This window comes from Pontibacter chitinilyticus (genome assembly GCF_039748935.1).
In the GTDB taxonomy this organism is placed as follows: Bacteria; Bacteroidota; Bacteroidia; order Cytophagales; family Hymenobacteraceae; genus Pontibacter; species Pontibacter chitinilyticus.
The window spans coordinates 451,873-473,331 of record NZ_JBDIZJ010000001.1; the positions used below are offsets into that span (position 1 = coordinate 451,873).

General features: G+C 48.6%; 21 protein-coding genes. 7 read left to right on the plus strand and 14 right to left on the minus strand.

What is annotated here, in order from left to right; translation table 11 throughout:
• Window positions 1-179: 179 nt before the first annotated feature.
• Complete coding sequence (locus tag ABDW72_RS01890; protein WP_347156756.1) at window positions 180-2,399, plus strand: bifunctional alpha,alpha-trehalose-phosphate synthase (UDP-forming)/trehalose-phosphatase; 2,220 nt, start codon at window positions 180-182, stop codon at window positions 2,397-2,399.
• A 73-nt stretch (window positions 2,400-2,472) separates the two neighbouring features.
• Here ABDW72_RS01890 and xseB read toward each other — a convergent pair whose 3' ends face one another.
• The 5 genes from xseB to ABDW72_RS01915 form a co-directional block, all read right to left on the minus strand.
• Window positions 2,473-2,739: an exodeoxyribonuclease VII small subunit gene (gene xseB / locus ABDW72_RS01895; RefSeq protein ID WP_347156757.1), complete on the minus strand. Its 267-nt coding sequence runs from the start codon at window positions 2,737-2,739 to the stop codon at window positions 2,473-2,475.
• Window positions 2,732-4,294 (minus strand): exodeoxyribonuclease VII large subunit, encoded by a 1,563-nt coding sequence (gene xseA / locus ABDW72_RS01900; RefSeq protein WP_347156758.1) that lies wholly within the window; start codon window positions 4,292-4,294, stop codon window positions 2,732-2,734. Before xseA ends, xseB begins: the two co-directional genes overlap by 8 nt.
• A 165-nt stretch (window positions 4,295-4,459) precedes the next feature.
• The gene (locus tag ABDW72_RS01905; RefSeq protein ID WP_347156759.1) at window positions 4,460-5,002 is read right to left on the minus strand and encodes a GNAT family N-acetyltransferase; all 543 of its coding nucleotides are present in this window, start codon (window positions 5,000-5,002) and stop codon (window positions 4,460-4,462) included.
• Window positions 5,003-5,068: 66 nt separating this feature from the next.
• Complete coding sequence (locus tag ABDW72_RS01910) at window positions 5,069-6,496, minus strand: aldehyde dehydrogenase (RefSeq protein WP_347156760.1); 1,428 nt, start codon at window positions 6,494-6,496, stop codon at window positions 5,069-5,071.
• 7 nt (window positions 6,497-6,503) lie between these two features.
• On the minus strand, window positions 6,504-7,358 hold the full coding sequence (locus ABDW72_RS01915; protein ID WP_347156761.1) for an SDR family oxidoreductase: 855 nt from the start codon (window positions 7,356-7,358) through the stop codon (window positions 6,504-6,506).
• 147 nt (window positions 7,359-7,505) lie between these two features.
• On the opposite strand from ABDW72_RS01915, the gene ABDW72_RS01920 reads away from it, so the two are divergent.
• Window positions 7,506-8,351, plus strand: coding sequence for a hydroxymethylglutaryl-CoA lyase (locus ABDW72_RS01920; protein ID WP_347156762.1), 846 nt, complete (start codon window positions 7,506-7,508; stop codon window positions 8,349-8,351).
• A gap of 45 nt (window positions 8,352-8,396) precedes the next feature.
• Entirely contained in the window at window positions 8,397-9,095 is a 699-nt protein-coding gene (locus ABDW72_RS01925; RefSeq protein ID WP_430438137.1) for a (Fe-S)-binding protein, read from the plus strand.
• A gap of 161 nt (window positions 9,096-9,256) precedes the next feature.
• Here ABDW72_RS01925 and ABDW72_RS01930 read toward each other — a convergent pair whose 3' ends face one another.
• The 5 genes from ABDW72_RS01930 to ABDW72_RS01950 all read right to left on the minus strand — a co-directional run bounded on the left by ABDW72_RS01930 (window position 9,257) and on the right by ABDW72_RS01950 (window position 13,224).
• The gene (locus ABDW72_RS01930) at window positions 9,257-9,949 is read right to left on the minus strand and encodes a hypothetical protein (RefSeq protein WP_347156764.1); all 693 of its coding nucleotides are present in this window, start codon (window positions 9,947-9,949) and stop codon (window positions 9,257-9,259) included.
• Between the two features lie 21 nt (window positions 9,950-9,970).
• Window positions 9,971-10,636 (minus strand): hypothetical protein, encoded by a 666-nt coding sequence (locus tag ABDW72_RS01935; protein ID WP_347156765.1) that lies wholly within the window; start codon window positions 10,634-10,636, stop codon window positions 9,971-9,973.
• A 382-nt stretch (window positions 10,637-11,018) separates the two neighbouring features.
• Window positions 11,019-11,342 carry a 2Fe-2S iron-sulfur cluster-binding protein gene (locus ABDW72_RS01940; protein WP_347156766.1) on the minus strand — a complete coding sequence of 108 codons (324 nt, stop codon included), beginning with the start codon at window positions 11,340-11,342 and terminating at the stop codon, window positions 11,019-11,021.
• 6 nt (window positions 11,343-11,348) lie between these two features.
• Window positions 11,349-12,359: an NAD(P)/FAD-dependent oxidoreductase gene (locus ABDW72_RS01945; RefSeq protein WP_347156767.1), complete on the minus strand. Its 1,011-nt coding sequence runs from the start codon at window positions 12,357-12,359 to the stop codon at window positions 11,349-11,351.
• A 121-nt stretch (window positions 12,360-12,480) separates the two neighbouring features.
• Window positions 12,481-13,224: a DUF72 domain-containing protein gene (locus tag ABDW72_RS01950; RefSeq protein WP_347156768.1), complete on the minus strand. Its 744-nt coding sequence runs from the start codon at window positions 13,222-13,224 to the stop codon at window positions 12,481-12,483.
• A 167-nt stretch (window positions 13,225-13,391) separates the two neighbouring features.
• Here ABDW72_RS01950 and ABDW72_RS01955 point away from each other — a divergent pair, with 167 nt between their 5' ends.
• Together ABDW72_RS01955 and ABDW72_RS01960 are read left to right on the plus strand one after the other, a co-directional pair.
• Complete coding sequence (locus tag ABDW72_RS01955; protein ID WP_347156769.1) at window positions 13,392-14,141, plus strand: hypothetical protein; 750 nt, start codon at window positions 13,392-13,394, stop codon at window positions 14,139-14,141.
• Window positions 14,142-14,303: 162 nt separating this feature from the next.
• Entirely contained in the window at window positions 14,304-15,032 is a 729-nt protein-coding gene (locus ABDW72_RS01960) for a hypothetical protein (RefSeq protein ID WP_347156770.1), read from the plus strand.
• Window positions 15,033-15,171: 139 nt separating this feature from the next.
• Here ABDW72_RS01960 and ABDW72_RS01965 read toward each other — a convergent pair whose 3' ends face one another.
• Window positions 15,172-15,522: an STAS domain-containing protein gene (locus ABDW72_RS01965; RefSeq protein WP_347156771.1), complete on the minus strand. Its 351-nt coding sequence runs from the start codon at window positions 15,520-15,522 to the stop codon at window positions 15,172-15,174.
• A gap of 653 nt (window positions 15,523-16,175) precedes the next feature.
• On the opposite strand from ABDW72_RS01965, the gene ABDW72_RS01970 reads away from it, so the two are divergent.
• Window positions 16,176-16,832: a response regulator gene (locus ABDW72_RS01970; protein WP_347157071.1), complete on the plus strand. Its 657-nt coding sequence runs from the start codon at window positions 16,176-16,178 to the stop codon at window positions 16,830-16,832.
• A gap of 168 nt (window positions 16,833-17,000) precedes the next feature.
• Here the strand turns inward: ABDW72_RS01970 and ABDW72_RS01975 are convergent, their stop codons facing one another.
• The 3 genes from ABDW72_RS01975 to ABDW72_RS01985 form a co-directional block, all read right to left on the minus strand.
• Window positions 17,001-17,399 (minus strand): hypothetical protein, encoded by a 399-nt coding sequence (locus tag ABDW72_RS01975; protein WP_347156772.1) that lies wholly within the window; start codon window positions 17,397-17,399, stop codon window positions 17,001-17,003.
• A 277-nt stretch (window positions 17,400-17,676) separates the two neighbouring features.
• A complete protein-coding gene (locus ABDW72_RS01980) occupies window positions 17,677-19,308 on the minus strand; it encodes a M1 family metallopeptidase (protein ID WP_347156773.1) in 1,632 nt (543 codons plus the stop codon).
• A 230-nt stretch (window positions 19,309-19,538) separates the two neighbouring features.
• Entirely contained in the window at window positions 19,539-19,838 is a 300-nt protein-coding gene (locus tag ABDW72_RS01985) for a GNAT family N-acetyltransferase (RefSeq protein WP_347156774.1), read from the minus strand.
• A gap of 729 nt (window positions 19,839-20,567) precedes the next feature.
• On the opposite strand from ABDW72_RS01985, the gene ABDW72_RS01990 reads away from it, so the two are divergent.
• Entirely contained in the window at window positions 20,568-21,443 is an 876-nt protein-coding gene (locus tag ABDW72_RS01990; RefSeq protein WP_347156775.1) for a TIGR02587 family membrane protein, read from the plus strand.
• The last annotated feature ends 16 nt before the right edge of the window (window positions 21,444-21,459 follow it).

Sequence of the window (21,459 nt, forward strand, 5' to 3'; positions counted from 1 at the left end):
CCGGGCTGATACTTATTTGCTTAGAAGTAAGCGACTATTGAGGGTAAACGATGCAAGGGCACTTTTCGTAAGACAAAATGAGCTTAAATACAATTTGCAAGTGCAGGCTGTATGCAGCTATTACCGCAGCGCCGCAGATGTGCTCGTTGCTTTCGACTGCCTGAGTTAAAAAGATATACATGGCAAAACTTATTATTGTTTCTAACAGGCTTCCTGTAAAACTGCACGAGAAGAACGGGGTGCTTTCCTACAAAACAAGTGAAGGAGGGTTAGCCACTGGCTTAGGTTCTATCTATAAGCAAGATGACAACATCTGGATTGGATGGCCCGGACTGGTAGTGGAGGATCAGGAAAAGCAGCAGCGTATCGCTACCGATTTGCGCAAGGAGAGCATGCGGCCTGTGTTTCTGACTGAAACAGAGATAAAGGAATTCTACGAAGGCTTCAGTAATGAAACACTTTGGCCTACTTTCCATTATTTCAGCCAGTATGCCGAGTATGACCAGCAGCTGTGGGAAACCTACGTAGCTGTAAACCAGAAGTATTGCGAGGAGGTGGTAAAGCAAGCCGGCCCTGATGATACTATTTGGGTGCACGACTACCAACTGCTGCTGCTGCCGTGTATGCTCCGGAGCAAGCTGCCTAACATCACCATTGGTTTTTTCCAGCATATTCCGTTCCCGAGTTATGAAGTGTTCCGCCTGCTCCCGTGGCGGCAGGAGATACTGGAAGGCATGTTGGGCTCTGACCTGATCGGCTTCCATACATACGATGACATGCGCCACTTCCTAAGCTCAGTAAACCGTATTGTGGGCTTTGGCAGCATGCATGGCTGGATCAATACCAACAACCGGTCGCTGCTGGTAGATTCTTTCCCGATGGGCATCGACTACGACAAGTATGCCAGTACGGCCGCGCTGGAGGAAGTCAAGAAAAGTGAAAAAGCGTATCGCTCCAACCTGATCGCCGAGAAGATCATCCTTTCTATCGACCGCCTCGACTACTCTAAAGGAATACCGCAGCGGCTGCAGGCGTTTGAGCTCTTCCTCGAAAAGTATCCCGACTTTCATGAGAAAGTAACCCTTGTGATGTTAGTAGTGCCTAGCCGCGATGCCGTAGAGAAGTATAAGCAGCTCAAAGAAGAAGTAGACGAACTGGTAGGCCGGATTAATGGCCGGTACAGCCATATCAACTGGAACCCTATTCAGTATTTTTACCGCTCTTACCCCCTCGAAACGCTTTCCGCCTTCTACCGCATGGCAGATGTGGGACTCGTAACCCCTATGCGCGATGGTATGAACCTGGTATGCAAAGAGTATGTGGCCAGCAAGCTTGACCAGAAAGGAGTACTGATCCTGAGTGAAATGGCCGGCGCATCCAAAGAACTCTCCGAAGCGATCCTGATCAACCCGAACGACATTAACCAGATGGTGGAAGCGCTGCACACAGCCTTGACGATGCCGGAGGAAGAGCAGCAGCAGCACATGAGCAGTATGCAGGAAACGTTAAAGCGCTACAACATACACCATTGGGTGAACATGTTTATGGACCGCCTGTCGTATGTGAAGATCAAGCAGATGTCGCTGGCGACCAGCTACCTGGACGACGCCACCTTTATGGAAATGAGCGACTCTTATGATTCCGCCAGTTCTCGTCTGTTGTTCCTGGAGTATGATGGTGCTTTAGTGGATTACAAGAACAAGCCGCTGATGGCCAGACCCGACGATGAACTGATGGAATTGCTGGAGCGCCTGAGCAAGGATCCTAAAAACCGGGTGATAGTGGTAAGTAGCCGCGAAAAAGCCAACATGCAGGATTGGCTGGGCCACCTGAATATCGACATTATTGCCGAACATGGCGTATGGATCAAGCAGCGCGGCACTGGCTGGCAAACCATGCTGAGCCTGATGGACGACTGGAAAAAAGACATTCGCCTGATTCTGGATTTGTATGTTGACCGCACGCCCGGTTCATTTATCGAGGAAAAGCAGTATTCGCTGGTATGGCATTACCGCAAAGTGGAAACCGGCTTAGGCGAATTACGTGCCCGAGAGCTGGTAAGCCACCTGAACTTCCTGGCTTCTAACAGCAACCTGCAGGTACTGGACGGGCAAATGGCTGTAGAAATCAAAGCTCAGGAAATAAACAAAGGCAAAGCAAGCAGTTTCTGGCTTAATAAATACCCGCATGCGTTTGTACTTGCCATCGGCGATGACTGGGGCGATGAGGATATTTTTAAAGCCATGCCGCGCGAGGCCTACACGATCAAGATCGGTAATGCTTATTCCGTAGCCAAATACCACCTCGACAACTGCAATGAGGTGCGTGAAGCCTTAGCCAAGCTACTTCTGGTAAGAAGGCAGGAATCCTCATCGGGAAGCGCGCTCATGACAGGTTGATCAGACCGCTACGAAACAGAAAAGCCGCCTATCATGCATAATAGGCGGCTTTTCTGTTTTAAAGTTTCATGTTTTAGAAAAGGGTAGCATGCTGTGGGCCAGCTTTTCCTTCTGTTTTAGGCGGATTGGGTGCTTCGCAGTTTTCCTCGTTAAATACCTGGTCTATCGCTTTTTCGGCGCGGCGAAGTTTGTCTTTGCAAAGCTTTATCAGTTGCGACGAGCGCTGCACTTTTTGCGTCAGCTCATCCACATCTACGGCATCATTCTCAATGGCCCGCAGTATCTCCTCCAACTCCTGTGTCGCCTCGCGATACGTTAAGTCCTTTAGCTCCTTATTCATCTTTATCGTCAATAGTTACAACCATACTATGGAGCGTGCCGTCCTGCATTTTCGTTTGAATCACGTCTCCGTTCTTTGTTTCCTTTATACTCTTGATAATTTTGCCATTTACCAAAGTCAGCGTGTAGCCGCGCAGCAGCAGTTTCTCCGGGTTATTAGCCGCGATGCTCATTTCTAATAGCTTGAGGCGGTGATTCTGGTGCTGTAGCTGGTGCTGCACTGCATACGTCAGCTTATCGCTATATTTGGTAAACCGTAGCTGATCGTGCTTCAGCTTATCGTTGCTTTCTGTTTCAAGGCAGTGCACCAAGTGGTTTAGCTCGTGCTCTTTCATGTGTAGGTAGCGCTGACTCTTGCCCTCCACGCATACGGCAAGCTCCTGCAAGTATGTCTGCCGTTGGTGAAGCAGATCTTTGGTGTCGCTGCTGATATCTTTATCCAGGTCGCTCAGGCGATGTTTCTGCACCTCCAGGTACGACTTAGGTTTAAGCAGCAGCCCCCGCGACAACAACTCCAATTGCTCTTTGCTGGTCTGAAGCCGGGCTTTAGTCTGGTTCGTAAGCCGCAGGCTCAATCGCTCCAGTTTGTCGTCGGTTAAGTGTAGTTGCTGTGCCGAGAACATCCGGATGCTGTCGAATAGCCCCTCTGCCAACGCTTCAGCTGCCTGCATGGCGTCGATCAGAAAGGTGGCCACCGCCGTAGGGGTTTTAAGGCGTGTATGCGCTACCAGGTCTGCTATACTTTCATCACGTTCGTGGCCAATGCCAGTGAGTACCGGCAGGGGAGAGTGCGCAATGGCGGCAGCAATCGTATAAGCATCAAAACAGCTCAGGTCGGTTTGCGAGCCCCCGCCGCGTATCAACACAACAGCATCAAAACGCTCTTTATACTTAGCGGCCAAAGCCATCGCCTTTTCTACAGACGCTGGCGCCTCATTGCCCTGCATTGAAGCAGGAAATAAAGTGGTGTTGAAGGTATAGCCAAAGCTGTTGCCCTGCAGCTGGTGGATAAAGTCCTGGTACCCTGCAGCCGAAGCCGAGGAAATAACTGCCAGCCGTTGCGGCAGCAGCGGCAGTTCCAGTGCCTTGTTGGCCTCCAGCAGCCCTTCGGCTTCCAGCCGTTTCAGCGTTTCCTGCCGTTGCCGGGCCAGGTCGCCTATAGTATAGTTGGGATCAATGTTGACGATGTCCAGGCTCAAGCCATACAGTTCGTGAAAGCGAACGGTAGCCTGCAGCAGGATCTTAAGACCTGCTTTTAGCGGCTGTCCTGTTTTCTCTTCAAAGTAGCGCCCCAGCATTTGGTAACGCGAACTCCAGATCGTAGCGCGTGCCTGTGCCAGCATCTGGCGGGCATCATCGCCTTTGTCTACCAGCGTTAGGTAGCAGTGGCCTTTGCGCCTGTCCGGCGACACCTGCGCGATCTCTGCCACCACCCAATAACTTTCGGGAAATGCCAGTTCCAGCTCTTCCCGGATCTGCTGGTGCAGTTGGAAAAGAGAAAGCGGCGTCTGCAGCTCTTGGTAAACAGTTGTTTGCCTGAAGTATAACTGAGCCATGTACCTTGTTGCCTTGCGCGATAGAAGATAAAGCAGTGCCAAAGCTTTATACCTGCTTTAAAGGCACAAGATAAGCTTTTGTACATTACCTGCCAAGAGTTGACCTGCTGGTTTTCAGCGACTATAACATAGTTTTGCATCTATGTAGAGTGAGGCTCAGAGGCTTCAGGTATAATAACGTATGTATACCTGTTGTTGTATGGTCGCAGCTAGGGCAGGCAGCGCATCAGCAGCCAGAAGCGGAGCAGTCATCAGGCAAAGCGGCACCGGCTGCCCATGCCGCTGATAGGGCGGTTGCTGGTAAGGAAACTCCGGGTAAAGAACCAGCCCCTGTTGCACATAAAAAGCAACGCGTCTACGGCTCACCACATCTACCGGGTGCTCAACCTCCAGTACCAGCGGCCCCTGCGCTTGCTGCAGCAGCCACTGCATCAGCAGCTGCCCGAGCCGCTGTCCCCGTAGGTGCGGCTCCACCGCCAGGTGCTCTACAAACAAAAAGCCATCAAACTGCCAGTGTATGCAGAAGCCGGCAAAGCGACCGTCCCATGTTAAAGCATGTACCTGCATTTCCTGCTCCGGCAAAAGCGACAGCAGCTGGGTAGCAGTTCGTCGTTCCGGCGCCGGGAAAGCAGCCGCATACAAGTGCAGCAGTGCCGTTACCAGTGGATGGTGGCTATCCTGTATGCAGACCAGTAGCGGTTGGGCCATCATTTATACTTGAGATTGGGAGTGTGGCGGAGTTATACGAAGTGCTTGACAGAAATGGATGACCGGCTATAGCCACTTAAAGAGCCGGCGCACCTGTGCCAGTCGCTTGTTGTAGGGCGGGTACCGCAGGGGCAGGTCGAGCCAGGTGCCGCGGTGTACCACGCTTTTTTTATGGGAAAAGAGATCAAAGCTTGCCTGCCCGTGATAACTGCCCATGCCGCTGCTGCCAACGCCTCCGAAAGGCAGGTTGGGGTTAGCCAGATGTGATATGGTATCATTGATGCAGCCGCCGCCAAAGGGCACCTTTTCCAGTAGCTCCTGCTGTTTGGCTTTATCTGAAGAAAAGTAGTATAAAGCTAGTGGCTTTTCATGGCTGTTCACCTGCGTGATGGCATCCTGCTGGTCTTGGAAAGATAAAACCGGCAGGATGGGGCCAAAGATCTCCTCCTGCATTACCGGATCGTCCCACGTTACCTCGTCCAGCACAGTAGGCGCTATATAACGGGAAGTCGCGTCCGTCTGGCCACCCATGCGAATGTTGCCCTCGTGCAATAAATTTGCTAACCGATCGAAATGAGAATCGTTGATGATGCGTGCAAAGTCAGGACTTTTTGCAGGATCTTCGCCGTAAAACTCGCGGATACACTGCCCTAGTAAATCGATAAACTCTTCTTTTACCTGTTCGCGTACCAGCACATAATCCGGAGCTACGCAGGTTTGCCCGGCATTCATGAACTTACCCCAGGCAATGCGACGGGCCGCTAGTTCCAGGTCAGCCTCTAACGTGATGATAGCAGGACTTTTGCCACCCAGTTCTAACGTCACAGGTGTGAGGTGCTCGGCAGCAGCTTTCAGAACAATACGCCCTACGCGAGTGCTGCCTGTAAAAAAGATATAATCGAATCGCTGCACCAGCAGGTGCTGTGTCGTTTCGGGGCCACCCTCTACTACGGCTACATGGTCTTCCTCAAAACTTTCGCGGAGCATGCGCGCAACAACGGCAGAAGTATGAGTAGTAAGTTCGGAAGGCTTTACCACGGCGCAGTTACCAGCAGCAATGGCTCCAATAAGCGGGTTCAGCACCAGGTTGAGCGGGTAATTCCAGGGGCCAATGATCAGGGAAACGCCGTAAGGCTCGGTATAAATGTAGCTTTTTGCCGGGAAGTTAAGGATACTTTCCCCGACGCGTTTAGGCTTTGCCCACTTTTCCAGTTTTTTAAGTGTCAGCTTTAACTCCAACGCTACATAACCAATCTCAGTGGTGAAGGACTCCAGTTCCGGCTTTCGGAAATCAGCATACAAGGCCTCCATCAAGTCCTGCTCGTAGTGGTGCAAAGCATGCTGCAGCCCCTGCAGGCGCTCTTTACGGAAGCGCATATCTAACGTTTTGCCACTGTTGAAGAAGATGCGCTGCTTTTCTAGGAGCAGCCTGATCTGGTTTTCAGCGCTGGTAGCTGGGGTAAGAGGGGAGTGGGGGCTATTTAAATCGGACATAAGATACTTAGTAGTTCTTGTCTATAGAAGGAGCTTCGTGTGTCTCTGCTGTTGGCCGTCCGGTAAAATGATCCATCGACGTATAGACCTGAAAAACACGGCCAACAAGGTAATCGAAAACACGGGTGGGAAGTATGCCGCGCAACACAGGTAACAGGTGTACAATGGCCGGCTTCCGAAGCAAAATACGGTTTTGCTCCACTGCATTCAGAACGGCAACGGCCATGGCTGCAGGCTTTAGGAGCGGTGTTAAAATGGGAGCTTTTACACCGGCAAACATTCCTGTATCGATATAGCTGGGTGTAACCGTGGTTACATGCAAGTTGGGGTACGAGGCTTCCAACTCCAGCCGCAAATTTTCAGACCAACCCACTACCGCCCACTTACTTGCCGCATACACGCTCATCCGCGGATTCGGTAACAGGCCTGCTGCCGAAGCAATATTCACGATATGGCCGCTTCCGCGCGCCAGCATTTCAGGCAAAAACGCACGGGTTACCAGCATTGGTCCCAGTGTATTGATGTCGAGTGTCTGTTTGATTTCGTTGTACGTATGCTCGGCAAAAGGCTTGCCCACAACCATACCGGCGTTGTTAATGAGAATATCAGGCACACCTACTTCGTTTAAAACCTGTTCGGCTGTCAGCTGCACACTTTGGGCATCGGCTACGTCGGCCAGGTAGGGGAACACAGTATAGCCGTGCGCCTGCAGGTCGGCAGCTGTTTGCTGCAGGTTTGCGGCGTTCACATCCCAGATCACCAGTTGCCGGATGCCGCGTTCCAAGCTAAGTTGGCCCATTAGCCGGCCGATGCCGGAAGCGCCGCCAGTAATCAGAACCGTGCTGTGCCGAAGTCGCGCCATGCGAAAGAGGGAACAAATTTTATACTAGTAAGGTAACAAATCAGGGAAACATATGAAAGTATGGCAGGCCGATATTTCAGCTGCTGTCCCTCGTATTTAGTATATTTGAAAGAACGCCTTGCGAGGCTGAAAGAAAATAAAACACCTATGAAAATTATTGAATGCCCCCGGGATGCCATGCAGGGTATCGGGGAGTTTATACCTACAGAAAACAAGATAGCGTACATCAACCAATTACTTCAGGTAGGGTTTGATACCATAGACTTCGGCAGTTTTGTTTCGCCTAAAGCCATACCGCAGATGCGCGATACCGCTGAAGTACTCGCCAACCTGGAGCTGGAAAATACCAACTCGAAACTACTGGCCATTGTAGCGAACGTGCGGGGTGCATCGGAAGCGGCCCAGCACCGGCCCATTAGCTACCTGGGCTTTCCGTTGTCGGTATCGGAAACTTTTCAGCAACGAAACACCAACAAAAGTATAGCCGAGGCGCTGCAGCAGTTGGCACACATACAGGACATTTGCCAGCAACATGATAAGGTACTCGTAACCTATATTTCGATGGGCTTCGGCAACCCTTACAACGATCCCTGGAATGCTGACACAGTGCTCGAGTTTGTTGAAAAGCTGCATCAGCTCGGGGTTACGATCATTTCCCTTTCCGACACCATCGGGGTTTCCAACCCGAAGAATATTCAATATCTTTTCCAGACGTTAATACCAGCGTTCAGGCATATTGAATTTGGAGCGCACCTGCATACTACTCCCGCTACCTGGTTCGAGAAAATTGAGGCGGCGTATATGGCCGGGTGCCGCCGCTTTGATGGTGCGCTCCGCGGGTATGGCGGCTGCCCCATGGCCAAAGATGAACTGGTGGGCAACATGGCAACCGAAAATTTGCTCCATTACTTCGAAAATATTGGCGTAAATTTGAACCTGAATAAAGCAGCGTTTGCAGCGGCAATGACGTTGTCTGACACTGTGTTTCCCTGATCTATGGCAAGCAGAAAGATAGTAGATATATTTATACCCTGTTTTGTGGACCAGCTCTTCCCGGAAACGGGCATGAACATGGTGAAAGTGCTGGAAAAGCTCGGTTGCGAGGTGCGCTATAATCCCAATCAGACTTGTTGCGGACAGCCTGCTTTTAACGCTGGCTTTTTTGATGAAGCACGCGAAGTGGCCACAAAGTTCCTCGATGACTTTTCGAATGAGACTGCACACTACATTGTCGCGCCGTCGGCCTCTTGTGTGGGCATGGTGCGCAATGCGTATCAGGATATATTCGTCAAATCTTCGAACTTGGTTAAGTATAGAACCATGCAGAGGAAGGTATACGAACTGACAGAGTTCCTGACGGATGTACTGGGCATTACCAGTATTGCCGGGGCTACACTGCAGGGCAAAGCCACTTACCACGATTCCTGCAGTGCCCTGCGTGAGTGCCACATCAAAGAAGGGCCCCGTGCCTTACTGGAAAGTGTACAAGGCTTAGAACTGGTGGAGATGGAAGACACGGAGACCTGCTGTGGTTTCGGCGGCACCTTTGCGGTAAAGTTCGAGGCTATCTCCACAGCTATGGCCGAGCAGAAAGTGGATAACGCCATCGCCACCGGTGCCGACTTTATCGTTTCTACAGACAGCAGCTGCCTGATGCACCTGGAAGCGTATATTCAAAAGCAGAAGAAGCCGATCAGAACCATGCACATTGCTGATGTGCTGGCCAGTGGCTGGTAAATATTAGGAGGAAATACGTCTGAAGTATAGGTAATGCTGTTATACTTATACGTTCATAACATCCATACTACTTTTAATGCCAATTGTACCCTTAAAGCACAAGGCCAGCGCAGAATATTGCGCTGGCCTTGTGCTTTAAGGGTAATTTCATAAGTTTTGTCTTAGCGACTGATATAATAGCCAAGAGTGAAGACTAGGGAAGAGGAAGATAAGTTCAGGCCAAATGCGTTACCGCTTGATTCAGTATTTGAACTGTCAGTTGACTTTGAATTTGTGTTGTAATGAGAATAGTCAAGGTTTCCAAAGGCTGCACCCAAACCTATTTTGTCATTTGGGAAAAATGTGATGCCGGGGTTGATAGTCAGTCCGATACTTTTCGTTGTTCTTTTGGAAGTAAAGAGATGCTCCTGATTGTCATAAATGGGAACAATATATTCGGTTACGTTCTTCTGCAGCGAATAGTATAGCTCAGCCGTTCCGTTTAACGCAATTTTATCAGTTAGCATAAAATACTTTCGCAAGTATATACCAATTGAATAAGTATGATCCTTTACAGTTGAGTTAGAACCGTATTGTTGGTTTGAAACAGCTTCATTTAGGTAGTTTGCGTAAGACGAACTTAGCCCTGCCTCCAATTTGTCCGCTATGAAGTAGCCAACTTTAGGGCTGAGGCTGAAACGCAGATACTTTGAGCCGAAGGTACTTGGGTCCTGGTTGCTGGGCATGAAAGCTCCATCTGTTTTACTGACATCTAAATACACCCCTCCGGATAGAACGACTGTGCCCTTATTTGTTTGCGCAAATGCACCTGTGGCAAGTATAGCTAATATTACAAGAAGTAAAAGCTGTTTCATATTTGTTCTCTGTAGCTAGGTTTAACGATTTAAATAGTATTGTATTCCTAAATAATAAAATCCAGGATTTAAGCTGGCAGCGAGATTATTAACGGAATTAAAACTGCTCTCATAGTTATTTACCTCCGTCTTTGTATAGCTGTGGGTAAACTGAACAAGGCCAAAGGAGGCTCCTAAGCTGAAGTTGTTGGAGAGAAAGAAGGCTAAACCTGGTGACAGACTGGCACCTACTCCATAGCCTCTGCCAATGCTGTCCTTTATAGGCGAATCAGGAATGTTGTTTTGGGTGTGATGGAACGAAGCAAAGACAGAAGCTGATCCTGTGAGATACAGTTGGTTTGTTACGGTCCAGTACTTTTGAAGGTACGGCGAAAAGCCAACTCCATAGTCCCTGGATTTAGAGGACAACAGGGGATTTCCGTCATGATAGCTATACCCGGAAACATGTGAGAAACTGAGATCTAAGTTTACTCCGAATTCCACGTTATCATGGATAAATAAACCTGCACCAGGAGAAACAATAAATAAATAATTAATAGGTTTAAGTGTCTGCTTATCTACGGTATACTTACTCTCATTTCTTTCAACAATTACATGACCATGGAACGTGTGCGTGCCCTTTGCTATCTGAGCGTGAGCACTTGTGCCTGCCAATGCTAGCAACACGGCAATCAGGATCTTTTTCATGTTTGTTTTCAATTTCAAAAGTATACAAGAATAAATGGTGCTTCATTATTGACCACTTTGTCTTGTTTTAAGATGTTAGTGACTTAGAAGTACACGAATATATTAATTAAATTTTATATAGATATATTTGAATATAAATAAGAGTAACGTACACTCTTGTGGAGGACACTAAACAAGCAGTTCTAAGATTTTAGTATAGTATGGAGGTAGTAAATTTCAGGCAATTTTATAGGTAAGCTTTACCTGTAGATTGCTGCAAAGACATTAAATATAGATGCTTGAGTTATACTTAAGCTTTATAGATGGTAGGAGGAGAACTACAAAAAAAGCGATGAAGTCAGCTCAGCTGATTCCACCGCTTTTTTAAGAATTGAAATTATACTTACGCTTCCGGCATCAGGCGCAGTATCAGGCCATCTAGCTCCGGGGTTACACGCAATTGACAGGAGAGGCGGCTGTTTTCGGTAGCATGCGGCAGCGATTCCAGCATATACGCTTCGTCGTCGCTGGGTTCGGGTAGGGGCGGGCTTTGCAGCACTTCTACATGGCAGGTAGCGCAGATCGCCATGCCCCCACAAAGGGCAGGAATGTCGAACTCGCTGGCTTTCAGTACTTCCATGACCGAGAGGCCCATATCCGTTGGTGCCTCCACAGCTGTTTGCTCTCCGCTTTCCTGTGCTACGTATATCGTAATCGTATCTTCCATAGTCGTTTATAATTCCTGTACCCCGTTGACGGTGGTATACTTCAATACAAATTTTTTGTCTGGGTATACGATGTTGTAAGCACTCTGGGCCATCAGGGCGGCCTCATGGAAACCACACAGGATCAGCTTCAGCTTGCCGGGATAGGTGTTGATATCACCGATGGCATATACGCCCGGGATGTTGGTCGAATAGTCTTCTGTGTTCACTACTACCGCGTTCTTGTCCAGTTCCAAGCCCCAGCTGTCGATAGGTCCGAGCTTCGGCACCAAGCCGAAAAGCGGGATAAAGTAGTCGGTTTGGATGTGCTGCTGGTCATTATTATCTACCAGCACCGTTACACTGTCCAGCTTGCCATTGCCATGTACTTCCGCCACGTTGGATTTCAGGATCAGGTTAATGCGCCCTTCTTCCGCCAGGCTCATTACCTTGGCTGCTGATTCAGGCGCTCCGCGGAATGTGGTGCCCCGGTGTACCAGCGTCAGATCACTGCATACATTGGCCAGGAAGATGGCCCAATCCAGGGCGGAGTCGCCGCCGCCGGCCAGCACTACGCGTTTGTCGCGAAACTTCTCCGGGTCCAGCACCATGTAGTTCACACCTTTGCCTTCAAACTGCTCCAGGTGTTCAATGGCAGGCTTACGAGGCTCAAAGGAGCCGAGGCCGCCAGCAACTACCACTACTTTGCAGGCAATGCGGGTACCTGCTACGGTCGTAAGTATAAAAGAGCCGTCTTCCTGCTTGTCCAGGTGCTCTACACGTTCGCCCAGCGTAAAAGTAGGGTGGAAAGGCTCAATCTGCTTCTGCAGGTTCTTAACCAGGTCACCAGCTAGCACTTCCGGAAAGCCCGGGATGTCGTAAATAGGTTTTTTGGGGTATATCTCTGTCAGCTGTCCGCCCACAGCCGGAAGGGCATCCACCACATGGCAGCGCATCTTCAGCAGGCCAGCCTCAAATACGGCAAACAGACCTACCGGACCAGCGCCAATAATGCAGATGTCGGTTGTTATATCGTTCATGTGTGTAAATTAGTGTTGAAATATTTGTTGCTACAAATCTACAGCTGCAGAAGCAAACCACATAAACTTTTCGTCTTTTCCTGACCAGCTGTAAAACTGCTTAAGCATCTATGTATAACTATTATGAAGCGGCAAATTGTTCCTGCACCAACTCCTGTAATTGTTGGGCATTAAATGCGGCATAGCCCAGCTGGTCGTTGTCGAAGTATACATACACATTCAAGCCCTGTTGCTTCCAGCCAAGGCACTGGCCGGCCCACCACCGCATGGTGTCCTCACTATAGCTGCCGGCATATTTGCCTTCGGGGCCATGCAGGCGCACGTACACAAAATCAGCAGTTACCTCCAGCGGCGACAGATGGTACTCCAACTCATAAATACAAAATGCGGCATTATGTTGCCGCAGTAGCTCCAGCACTTCCTGCGTGTACCAGCTCGAATGCCTGAACTCGAAAGTATAGCGGTAATAAGGCGGCAGGAGCCGCAGAAAGTCGCGGAGCCGCTCCACGTTTACTTTCCACATGGGCGGGAGCTGAAAAAGAATAGGCCCGAGCTTTTCCTCCAGTGCATTCATGTTGTTAAAGAGCCGCGACAAGCCTTCCTGCGGCTCATTAAGCTTTTTCATATGGGTGATGTAGCGGCTGGCTTTTACTGCAAAGATAAAATCGTCGGGTACGGCGGCGCGCCAGTTGGCGAACGTTTCAGCGGAGGGAAGCTTGTAAAAGGAGTAGTTGATCTCTACTGTCCGGAAGTAGCGGAGGTAATGGTTGGTAAAATCCTTTGACTTGACTCCCGGCGGGTAAAAGTTACCCATCCAATGCTTGTAATGCCATCCCGACGTGCCAATGTGTATCTTCTGTTCCATGTATATGCTGTCATTGCCTTTCTCCTGTATACTTCGCGCAGCCTTACCAAGTTCCGGACAGAAGTGAAGCCGGCGAAGAGCTCAAAAATGCTTTATACCGGATGCATTAACCAAGGGCTGCGCAGCTGCGTTAAAATAGACAGCATCAACACTAATAAAAGAAAGCTATGGAACGAAATAACCAGCAAAATTACAGCGGCGCCTATGGCCAGGCCAGAGATGACCGTTTTCATGAGAACCGGGAACATGCCCGCTTTGGCGACAGGCAGCAACAGACCTGGAATCGGCCGGTAGGAGAAGACGGCAACCACGCATTTGGCCGCGACCGGCATACTGTTCGGCGGGAAAGCGATTATAATCGGAACTATAACAACGACTATAACCGCAACTATAACAATGACTACAACCAGGAGTATAACAGCTACCACCTTTACAGAAGAAATCATAGCCACGACCGAGATAGCAACCGCAACAGCGGGGGTGCAGAGCAGCGTACTAACTTTGGTGCACGGGCGCAGGGCGATTACAGCGGCGGCACCCATTACGGAGAAGGCGGCAGTACTTATGGCGGCGGTTCCGGCTATGGCCATTCGTATTATGGACCATCTGGCAACCAAGGTAACCGCCACGAGCAGGGGAACTATCGCGCAGAGAACGTTCAGAATGGCTACGGCAATTTCCGGGACAGCGACAACCGCAACTACGGCAGCTACGGCGGCTTCCGCAACGATGAGCTGCAGCAGGACTACCGTAGTGGCGCTAATACGGGGTACAACAGGGGCAACGCTCAGTATAACCCAACCGGGTATGGAACCACTCGCTACAACAACCGCGACGAAGATCGGGCGCGAAGTGCCGGCAATAACGATGCGTACATCCGGAGCAGGTACCGCGATGATTATCACCGGGAAGTATAAGCTAAAACAGTACGCCTGCCTTCCAGCAGGCGTACTGTTTTAGCTTATACTTATTTCCAGTTAAAGCAAGCCTCAAGCAGCTTTTGCTGCAAAAACCGATTGCGGTTACCTGCGTTTAGAGGAAAGGAATTTGTATACAACAATACTTAACATGTTTAAACTATGAGAAGAGATAATCAGGACCTATACTTCCATGGTGGCCTTGGCGCAGAAAATCGCCGCTACCAAGGCCCCGGAAATGCCGGGCAGGAGGACTTTGGGAGAGCGTACGACCACCGTGACCTAGATCATGGATCGGCTAGTGACCACTTCAGGAATGCTTCACGCCGCGACTATGATATGGAGAACAGCTACTACGAAAATCTGCGTGCTGAGCAGCCCCACAAGTATGGCAACCGGCAGCGCTATGATAATAATGGCAGTGGGTATGGCTACGACTCAGACCGGAACGGCAACCGACAGGAGCGGCATCAACAGCACAGGCAGCAGGGGTATGACGCCGGCAAGTATGGCGGCTACAGCGGCGCTGCTTTCGGAGGTGCTAACTACAGCGCTCATGGCAGCTTTGGCGGCTCCCCGGAGTACGGCGCCATGAGCGGCGGTGGCGGCAACGAAAACAACGGCGCCTCCTCTTCCGGGTATGGCAACCAGTCGGAACGTAATGATCGTGGCGAGCCATCTTACAGAAGCGGCCGTTATCATAATAGTAGCCGGAACGCTGGCTATGAAAGTAATAGCAGGAATGATGCCCAGGAACGGTACCGTAACGACAACAGCAACTACAACTATGTCAGGAACGACAAGTATGGGGTGCATCGGTACGGCACCAACTCTGGCGCTTACGACCGCGGCGGTTACCACAATTACGACCCCAATAACAGGTGGCGCTAAGCACTAAAGGAAGTAGCTCAGCAAGCACCTGTTGAGCTACTATTTTTACACTGTTTAGCTAGCTAATGGGCTTGGATTTTCGTCTTGTATGTATACTGAGAGGGTAAGTTTCATCGGGAGGTACATGAAATTGTTAACCCTAAACCGGATTTACTGCTTCTAGCGCTTCTGCTTCGGTTTTGGCAATGGGAATCACATGTTCCAACCCCAGAATGCTTAAAATGTTCATGATCTTGGGATTCATACCGTACAGCAACAGCTTTACGTTACGCTGTTCACAATCATGATAATTCGAGAGGATCGCACCTAATCCTGCAGATGAAATATACGATAACTCGCTGCAATCAATTATAACAGCTTTAGAAGTAGTTTGCAAGGCCTCAGCCATCGCAGTATCGGCAATAGGAGAGGTGCTGGCATCCAGTTCTCCGGTTAAACGCACAACTGCTATATCGCCCAGCTTTTCTGTAACTACATCAAAATGTTTCATCGTGCTCGTAGTATATCCTTAACAAAAGTTACCCTGCCGCCATCATATCCGTATGAAATAGAGTAGATAGGTAGTTAAATTGTCCTTATCGTTGCGCTTCAAAGCTATTCCTGCATCAGCGACATACCTGTGCAACCTGTCCTGTACGATTTTGTTACCGCTTTTACTTGGCTGTAAAGCGCATCTGAATCCTATCGGTTGCCATAAGGCAGGATGCCAAGGCGCTCCATTAAAATTAGTACTAGCTGACTTGCAGATGTCGCTTTCGGAGTTGCCAGCACATAGGCCCGAAGCAACTGGTTTCTGCCAGGGCCACTTTGCCCTTCTCATGCTGTGTCTAATATAAGGGGTATTACAAGTATAAGATATACAATTTATACGTAATCTTTACTTCGGTTTATACTTATATTTTCATACTTTAATTTGATACTGCGAGCTATACTAGCGAATTAGTTATAAAAACTTTAACTATGTAGTGCTCAAACGTTCTCTAGGTTGCATCATTTATATAATAGTTTAACTTTATATAGAAATAGATGTGTAGGTTTTAACGGAATATCTGCTGCATGTTGTATAATCATCCGCCTGCAGTAGCTGAATGAATAAATGTCTGGTTCTAAGGAGTAGTGCTTCTAAAAAGTAATAAAATGGATATGGTAAAAGTTATACTCACAGATGATCATAAACTTATAAGAGATGGCTTGAGAGCTCTTTTTAAGGATTCAGAGACTGTGCAGATAATAGGAGAAGCATCAAACGGGGATGAGTTGCTGGAGCTTTTGAAAAATATAAAAACGGACGTGGTACTGCTGGACATCAACTTGCCTGGCAAAGACGGGTTGGAAACTACGAAGGCCCTGCAACAGCATTATCCGGAAATCAAAGTACTCATTCTCTCTATGCTGGACAACGAGCGGTATGTACATCAAATGTTAGATGCCGGCGCACATGGGTATGTCTTAAAAAATGCCGGGAAAGAAGAACTTACCTCTGCAATACAATTAGTAGCTGCCGGCATACCCTATATCTGCTCTGATGTGTCTATCGATCTGCTGAAAAGAACCCATGACCGTAGCATGCAGGTAAGCGACCACCCTCGGGTAGATAAAGATGTGCGTGATCTTACCAAACGCGAGCTGGAAGTGCTGGCCTTAATAGCGGAGGGGTTTACAAACGCAGAAATAGCAGAAAAGCTGTTCACCAGCAAGCGCACGATCGAAACCCACCGGCAAAACCTGCTGGAGAAAACTCAGACGAATAATACCGCTACCCTAATCAAGTTTGCGATGAAGAACGGCATCATCAACTAAGCTGAGGCGGTCACTTTTTCTGCTACGGTATACAATATAGGTTGCAGCCCCGATATAGGAAAAAAGGCTCATCCTGCTTCTTCATGAAAATACAGCAACGGAGATCATGCAGGCTATTCCGAATTACTGCATTTGGTATGCAAGATAGCGTATAGAAGACCAGACGGTCTAATCCTCCATATTTATCCAGTCCATGGCAGCTTCGTAAGAAGTAAACTGCGCAAACTCTGCTTTGGCCTTAAATTGCTCATGTGTTTTCTCCGCAATATTCTCGTAGGTGATGTAATTGAAAACATCGTTGTTGCCAATGCGGGCCAGCTTAAGCAAGGAGGAGTGGATCAAAACCGGCGATACTTCTTTCAGTATCCACTGCTGGTCTGTAAAGGAAGGGCTTCGTAATACGCGGGCATCCAGCACCCAATACCATATTTCCGCTTCCTGAATTACTTTCAGAAACTGTAGCACGCCTTGCCTTAATTCTTCACTTGTCGTTTCGCGGAGCCATAAGGAGTAAAGGAGATGCTTCTCTTTGTTAACTTCGAGGCGAATATAATCGGGCTTGTTCACGATTGCATAAGGTTAAAGGTCGCACAGGTACTGCAAGAAACTTAACTTTAGGCAATAATGCAATTGTTCGGAAAGGGCGCAGCAAAAAAACGGCTCTCCCAATAATAGAGTTACTTTAAAGGCAAGCCCTTATACCTTTTATCCAAAAGCAAGTATAGGATACATGCTGTATTTTGACCAACAATGCATTTATACCTCTAAGCATTCCAACAGATCTGTTTCATTGTTCCGCCTTACCAAACTGGCAGGTTCTATCCTTGAAACCAAGGGCCACCTGTTACTTATTGCTAGCCGCCGCAGTTACATAAAAGTTGGGATCTACAACTAGCTTAACTTTTGGTGCTACTCCTTTCAGCTCCTGCCACTGGGTGGTAGGTTCCAGCCACTGCTCCTTGCCATTCAGCGTTACTTTTACCGGTATGTGAAAGCCAGGAACGGTGTTGTCCCATTTATACCTGAGTGTAGAACCGCTTTGCTGAAAGGTGAAGGCGGGAACCTGGGTGGTACGCAGGTATTGATTAAAAAAAGAACTCAGGTCGCGCCCAACTTGCTGGCTAAGGTAGTCCTCGATCTGTTTGGAGGTAACGGTCTGATGATAGAAGGTTTTGTTAAGTCCGCGTAGGATGTTGCGCCACTTTTCGTCGTTATGCACGATTTGGCGGAGCGTGTGCAGCATGTTAGCACCCTTAAAATACATATCACCCGAACCTTCGTTGTTCACATTGTACTGGCCAATAATGGGGCGGTCGTTTCGTATTTTGTTGCGCAGGCCGATCACATACTCATTGGCGGCTTTGGTGCCGTAAAAGTAGTCCAGGAACAGTGATTCAGAATAATCTGTAAAAGCCTCGTGCACCCACATGTCAGCAATATCTTTGTAAGTGATGTTATTGGCAAACCATTCATGGCCCGACTCATGTATGATGATGTAATCGAACTTGAGACCCCAGCCGGTACCGCTCAGGTCGCGGCCAAGGTAGCCATTTGCAAAGCCATTACCGTAAGTAACCGAACTTTGGTGTTCCATGCCCAGGTAGGGCACCTGGACCAGCTTATAGCTATCCTCATAAAAAGGATAGGGGCCAAACCAGTGCTCAAAAGCAGCTAACATGCGGGGCACATCTTTAAATTGTTTCCTGGCTTTGCTCAGGTCATCGCGCAGCACATAGTAGTCGCAGTCCAGCAGCCCTTTCTCACCTTTATACTTTTCACCAAAATGTGCATAGTCTCCCACATTCACATTCACGCCATAGTTATTAATGGGGTTTGATACAAACCAATTATATGTTTTCGTGCCATCGCTGTTCTGATCTACTTTGCGCAGGCGCCCGTTTGAAACGTCCATCAGGTTCTCCGGCACTCTTACACTAATCAGCATGCTATCTACTTCATCATACATGTGGTCTTTGCAGGGCCACCAGAGGCTGGCGCCAATGCCCTGGCAGGAGGTTGCGACAAACGGATTACCATGCACATCATACTTCCAGGTCAGGCCGCCGCTCCAGGGTGGGTTTATACTTACCTGGGGTTTACCGCCATAAAATACTTCTACCTCATTTATGGAGCCCGGCTTCTGCGGTGCTATCAATTTTACAAAATAAGCATTCCCATCGCGGGTATACTGCAGCGTTTGGCCGTCTTGAACTACCTTCTCCAAGCGCATAGGCTCCTGCAGGTCCACCTGCAGCACCTGCTTCGGCTCCAGCACCTTGTAACGGATCGTGTTTGATCCTTTAATAGTGCTGTCGGCGGGATTTACGCGAATATTGAGGTGATAATACGTGAGATCCCACCAGGCACGTTCCGGAGTAATGGAGCCACGCAGCGTATCCTGGTGGGTAAAGGCGGGTACTTGTGCAAAAGCAGCAAAAGTGACAAGGGCCAGCACAAGAGTAAGTAAAAAGCGCATAGGTATGTTGTGTTGTGTTAAAACGTAGCTGTCTGTTACCTGGGAGCAGGATGTTCTGGCAGTAAAAACCACATCTCAGATATTCTCCGGAAAATGACACCCAAGATACAACTTTGCGCCTTGTCACCAAACTCTCCGGATGCATAGCTTTTTGCATTTAAGCACCTATGGCTGGTAAAAAGCAGTGCCTCCTGGTGCTATACCAGAAGGCACTGACAGAGGGAGGTAGGTTATACTTCTTTTACCAGATCCTGGTATTCCTTGTGCCGCTTGATGTAAGCTTCCACAACAGGGCAGGAGGGAATTACCTGGTAACTTTGCGACCGTGCAAAGTCAAGGCTTGTTTTTACGAGTTTGTCTGCAAGTCCCTGTCCGCGGTAATCTTCGGGCACAAAGGTGTGGTCCAGGTCCAGCACATCGTCTTCTGGGTAAGTATAAGTAAGTTCTGCTTGTTCAGCGCCAAGCTCGGCATAGAAGCGCAGATCCTCTTCATCGTGTATGATATTCATCTCCATAATAGTTTCTTTCATGCATGAGGTATACGCGGCAGTTCGGACGGTGTTCAAAAGAAAGAGGTACGGGAGCAATACAGGCAACGCACTGCGCAAGAACTGTGCATCCTGCAGTAATCCAGAGGTTAGTTATAAGTATAAATACGGATTGTCGTGGCCGCTGGTGCAGTTCGTAATGTTCAGTTCTGTACTGCTATAAAATAAAAGGCTAATATAAGGAGCTAAAAAGCAATGTATTAAAGGCCATAAAAGTACAAGTGCCAACAGCAACAAGGCAGCATACGTATTGTTTGCAAGAGGTAGTTCTTATAAGTAAGGATGTATTTTATGTGAGTATAAAGCGGTATTTTAATAGTTAGTGACTTACCCAAGGCAGGTACAACGTATAGCAGGTACTATCATTATAAAGGCAATGGTAAAAGCTTTTACTGTTTTGCTTAATGCGTGTGGCTACTTGCATTACTGCTGTTTAGCAGCATGTAAGAAGGAGTCAGGTCAGCCGGATGCGACGCAATCGCCGTATGTGTTGCCGGGCGGAGCAGTACAACTGAAAGCAGAATACTTTTTCAGCTTTAGCTACTGAGCTAGTTAAAGTCCGGAATATAAGCAGATCTGAACTATCTGGTTATAGCAGAGCCTAGCCTGCAGTTGGATGCGGCAGCAGGAAGGCAACTGAACAAAGCGGTTCCGGATTATTTTGTTACGGCAGGCACAGCTGTGCGGCTGCCTCGTTAATAGATCAACAATATGAGCCAAAACGACAGCAAACGACCAATAGCAAAATCGCTCCAGGAATATGCCCGAGGCATAGCCGGAGGGCTCCTTTTTAGCTTTCCACTGCTCTATACAATGGAGGTGTGGTGGACAGGCTTTATCGCTAAGCCGTTTCAACTGATAATGCTTTTAATGGTAACTTACCTGCTGCTGCTCGGCTATAATCGTTTTGCAGGTATGCGCACCATGGCCTCCTGGCGCAGTGTGATGATCGATTCTGTGGAGGAAATGGGCATAAGTTTCGTCATTTCTTTTGGAATGTTGCTGATGTTGAGACGGATAGAGCTGCAGAACATGGCTATAGACGAAATTATGGGGAAAATCATTGTAGAGGCCATGGGGGTGGCAATTGGCGTTTCGATTGGTACCGCCCAGTTGGGAGATGAAACCGGGGAAGAGAAGAGCGCTGAGAATGAAGATAATGCAGCCGAAGAGAACAAAGAAGGTATGAAGCGGTCGAACCGCGGGGGCATGCTGGTGCTGGCTTTATGCGGCAGTATACTGATTGGCAGCAATGTGGCTCCAACCGAAGAAGTACTGATGCTAGCGGTAGAGGCCACTTCTGTCAATATCCTGTTCATGGCCTTGGTTTCGCTTGCCTTGAGTGTAATGGTGATGTTTTTCAGCAGCTTTAAAGGAACAGCCCGCGAGCGACCCAAGAATTTCATTTACGAGCTAACATTTGATACTTGCCTGAGCTACTTGATAGCACTGGCTTCTTCGGCCTTCGTGTTGTGGTTTTTTGGCAGATTTACGGGGGTTAGCTTTGAGGTGGCCTTTGCCCAGGTAATTGTGCTGGGAGTGCTGGCATCGCTGGGTGCTTCGGCCGGAAGGCTTCTAATAAAATGAACCTGAACTAAACACT

Coding starts and splice junctions, on each gene's coding strand:
- ABDW72_RS01910 (WP_347156760.1), bottom strand. CDS start 6,496: ATGTCCGATTTAAATAGCCCCCACTCCCCTCTTACCCCAGCTACCAGC.
- xseB (WP_347156757.1), bottom strand. CDS start 2,739: ATGAATAAGGAGCTAAAGGACTTAACGTATCGCGAGGCGACACAGGAG.
- ABDW72_RS01990 (WP_347156775.1), top strand. CDS start 20,568: ATGAGCCAAAACGACAGCAAACGACCAATAGCAAAATCGCTCCAGGAA.
- ABDW72_RS01905 (WP_347156759.1), bottom strand. CDS start 5,002: ATGGCCCAACCGCTACTGGTCTGCATACAGGATAGCCACCATCCACTG.
- ABDW72_RS01955 (WP_347156769.1), top strand. CDS start 13,392: ATGGAACGAAATAACCAGCAAAATTACAGCGGCGCCTATGGCCAGGCC.
- ABDW72_RS01915 (WP_347156761.1), bottom strand. CDS start 7,358: ATGGCGCGACTTCGGCACAGCACGGTTCTGATTACTGGCGGCGCTTCC.
- ABDW72_RS01935 (WP_347156765.1), bottom strand. CDS start 10,636: ATGAAAAAGATCCTGATTGCCGTGTTGCTAGCATTGGCAGGCACAAGT.
- ABDW72_RS01930 (WP_347156764.1), bottom strand. CDS start 9,949: ATGAAACAGCTTTTACTTCTTGTAATATTAGCTATACTTGCCACAGGT.
- ABDW72_RS01985 (WP_347156774.1), bottom strand. CDS start 19,838: ATGAAAGAAACTATTATGGAGATGAATATCATACACGATGAAGAGGAT.
- ABDW72_RS01920 (WP_347156762.1), top strand. CDS start 7,506: ATGAAAATTATTGAATGCCCCCGGGATGCCATGCAGGGTATCGGGGAG.
- ABDW72_RS01940 (WP_347156766.1), bottom strand. CDS start 11,342: ATGGAAGATACGATTACGATATACGTAGCACAGGAAAGCGGAGAGCAA.
- ABDW72_RS01960 (WP_347156770.1), top strand. CDS start 14,304: ATGAGAAGAGATAATCAGGACCTATACTTCCATGGTGGCCTTGGCGCA.
- ABDW72_RS01890 (WP_347156756.1), top strand. CDS start 180: ATGGCAAAACTTATTATTGTTTCTAACAGGCTTCCTGTAAAACTGCAC.
- xseA (WP_347156758.1), bottom strand. CDS start 4,294: ATGGCTCAGTTATACTTCAGGCAAACAACTGTTTACCAAGAGCTGCAG.
- ABDW72_RS01980 (WP_347156773.1), bottom strand. CDS start 19,308: ATGCGCTTTTTACTTACTCTTGTGCTGGCCCTTGTCACTTTTGCTGCT.
- ABDW72_RS01945 (WP_347156767.1), bottom strand. CDS start 12,359: ATGAACGATATAACAACCGACATCTGCATTATTGGCGCTGGTCCGGTA.
- ABDW72_RS01965 (WP_347156771.1), bottom strand. CDS start 15,522: ATGAAACATTTTGATGTAGTTACAGAAAAGCTGGGCGATATAGCAGTT.
- ABDW72_RS01970 (WP_347157071.1), top strand. CDS start 16,176: ATGGTAAAAGTTATACTCACAGATGATCATAAACTTATAAGAGATGGC.
- ABDW72_RS01950 (WP_347156768.1), bottom strand. CDS start 13,224: ATGGAACAGAAGATACACATTGGCACGTCGGGATGGCATTACAAGCAT.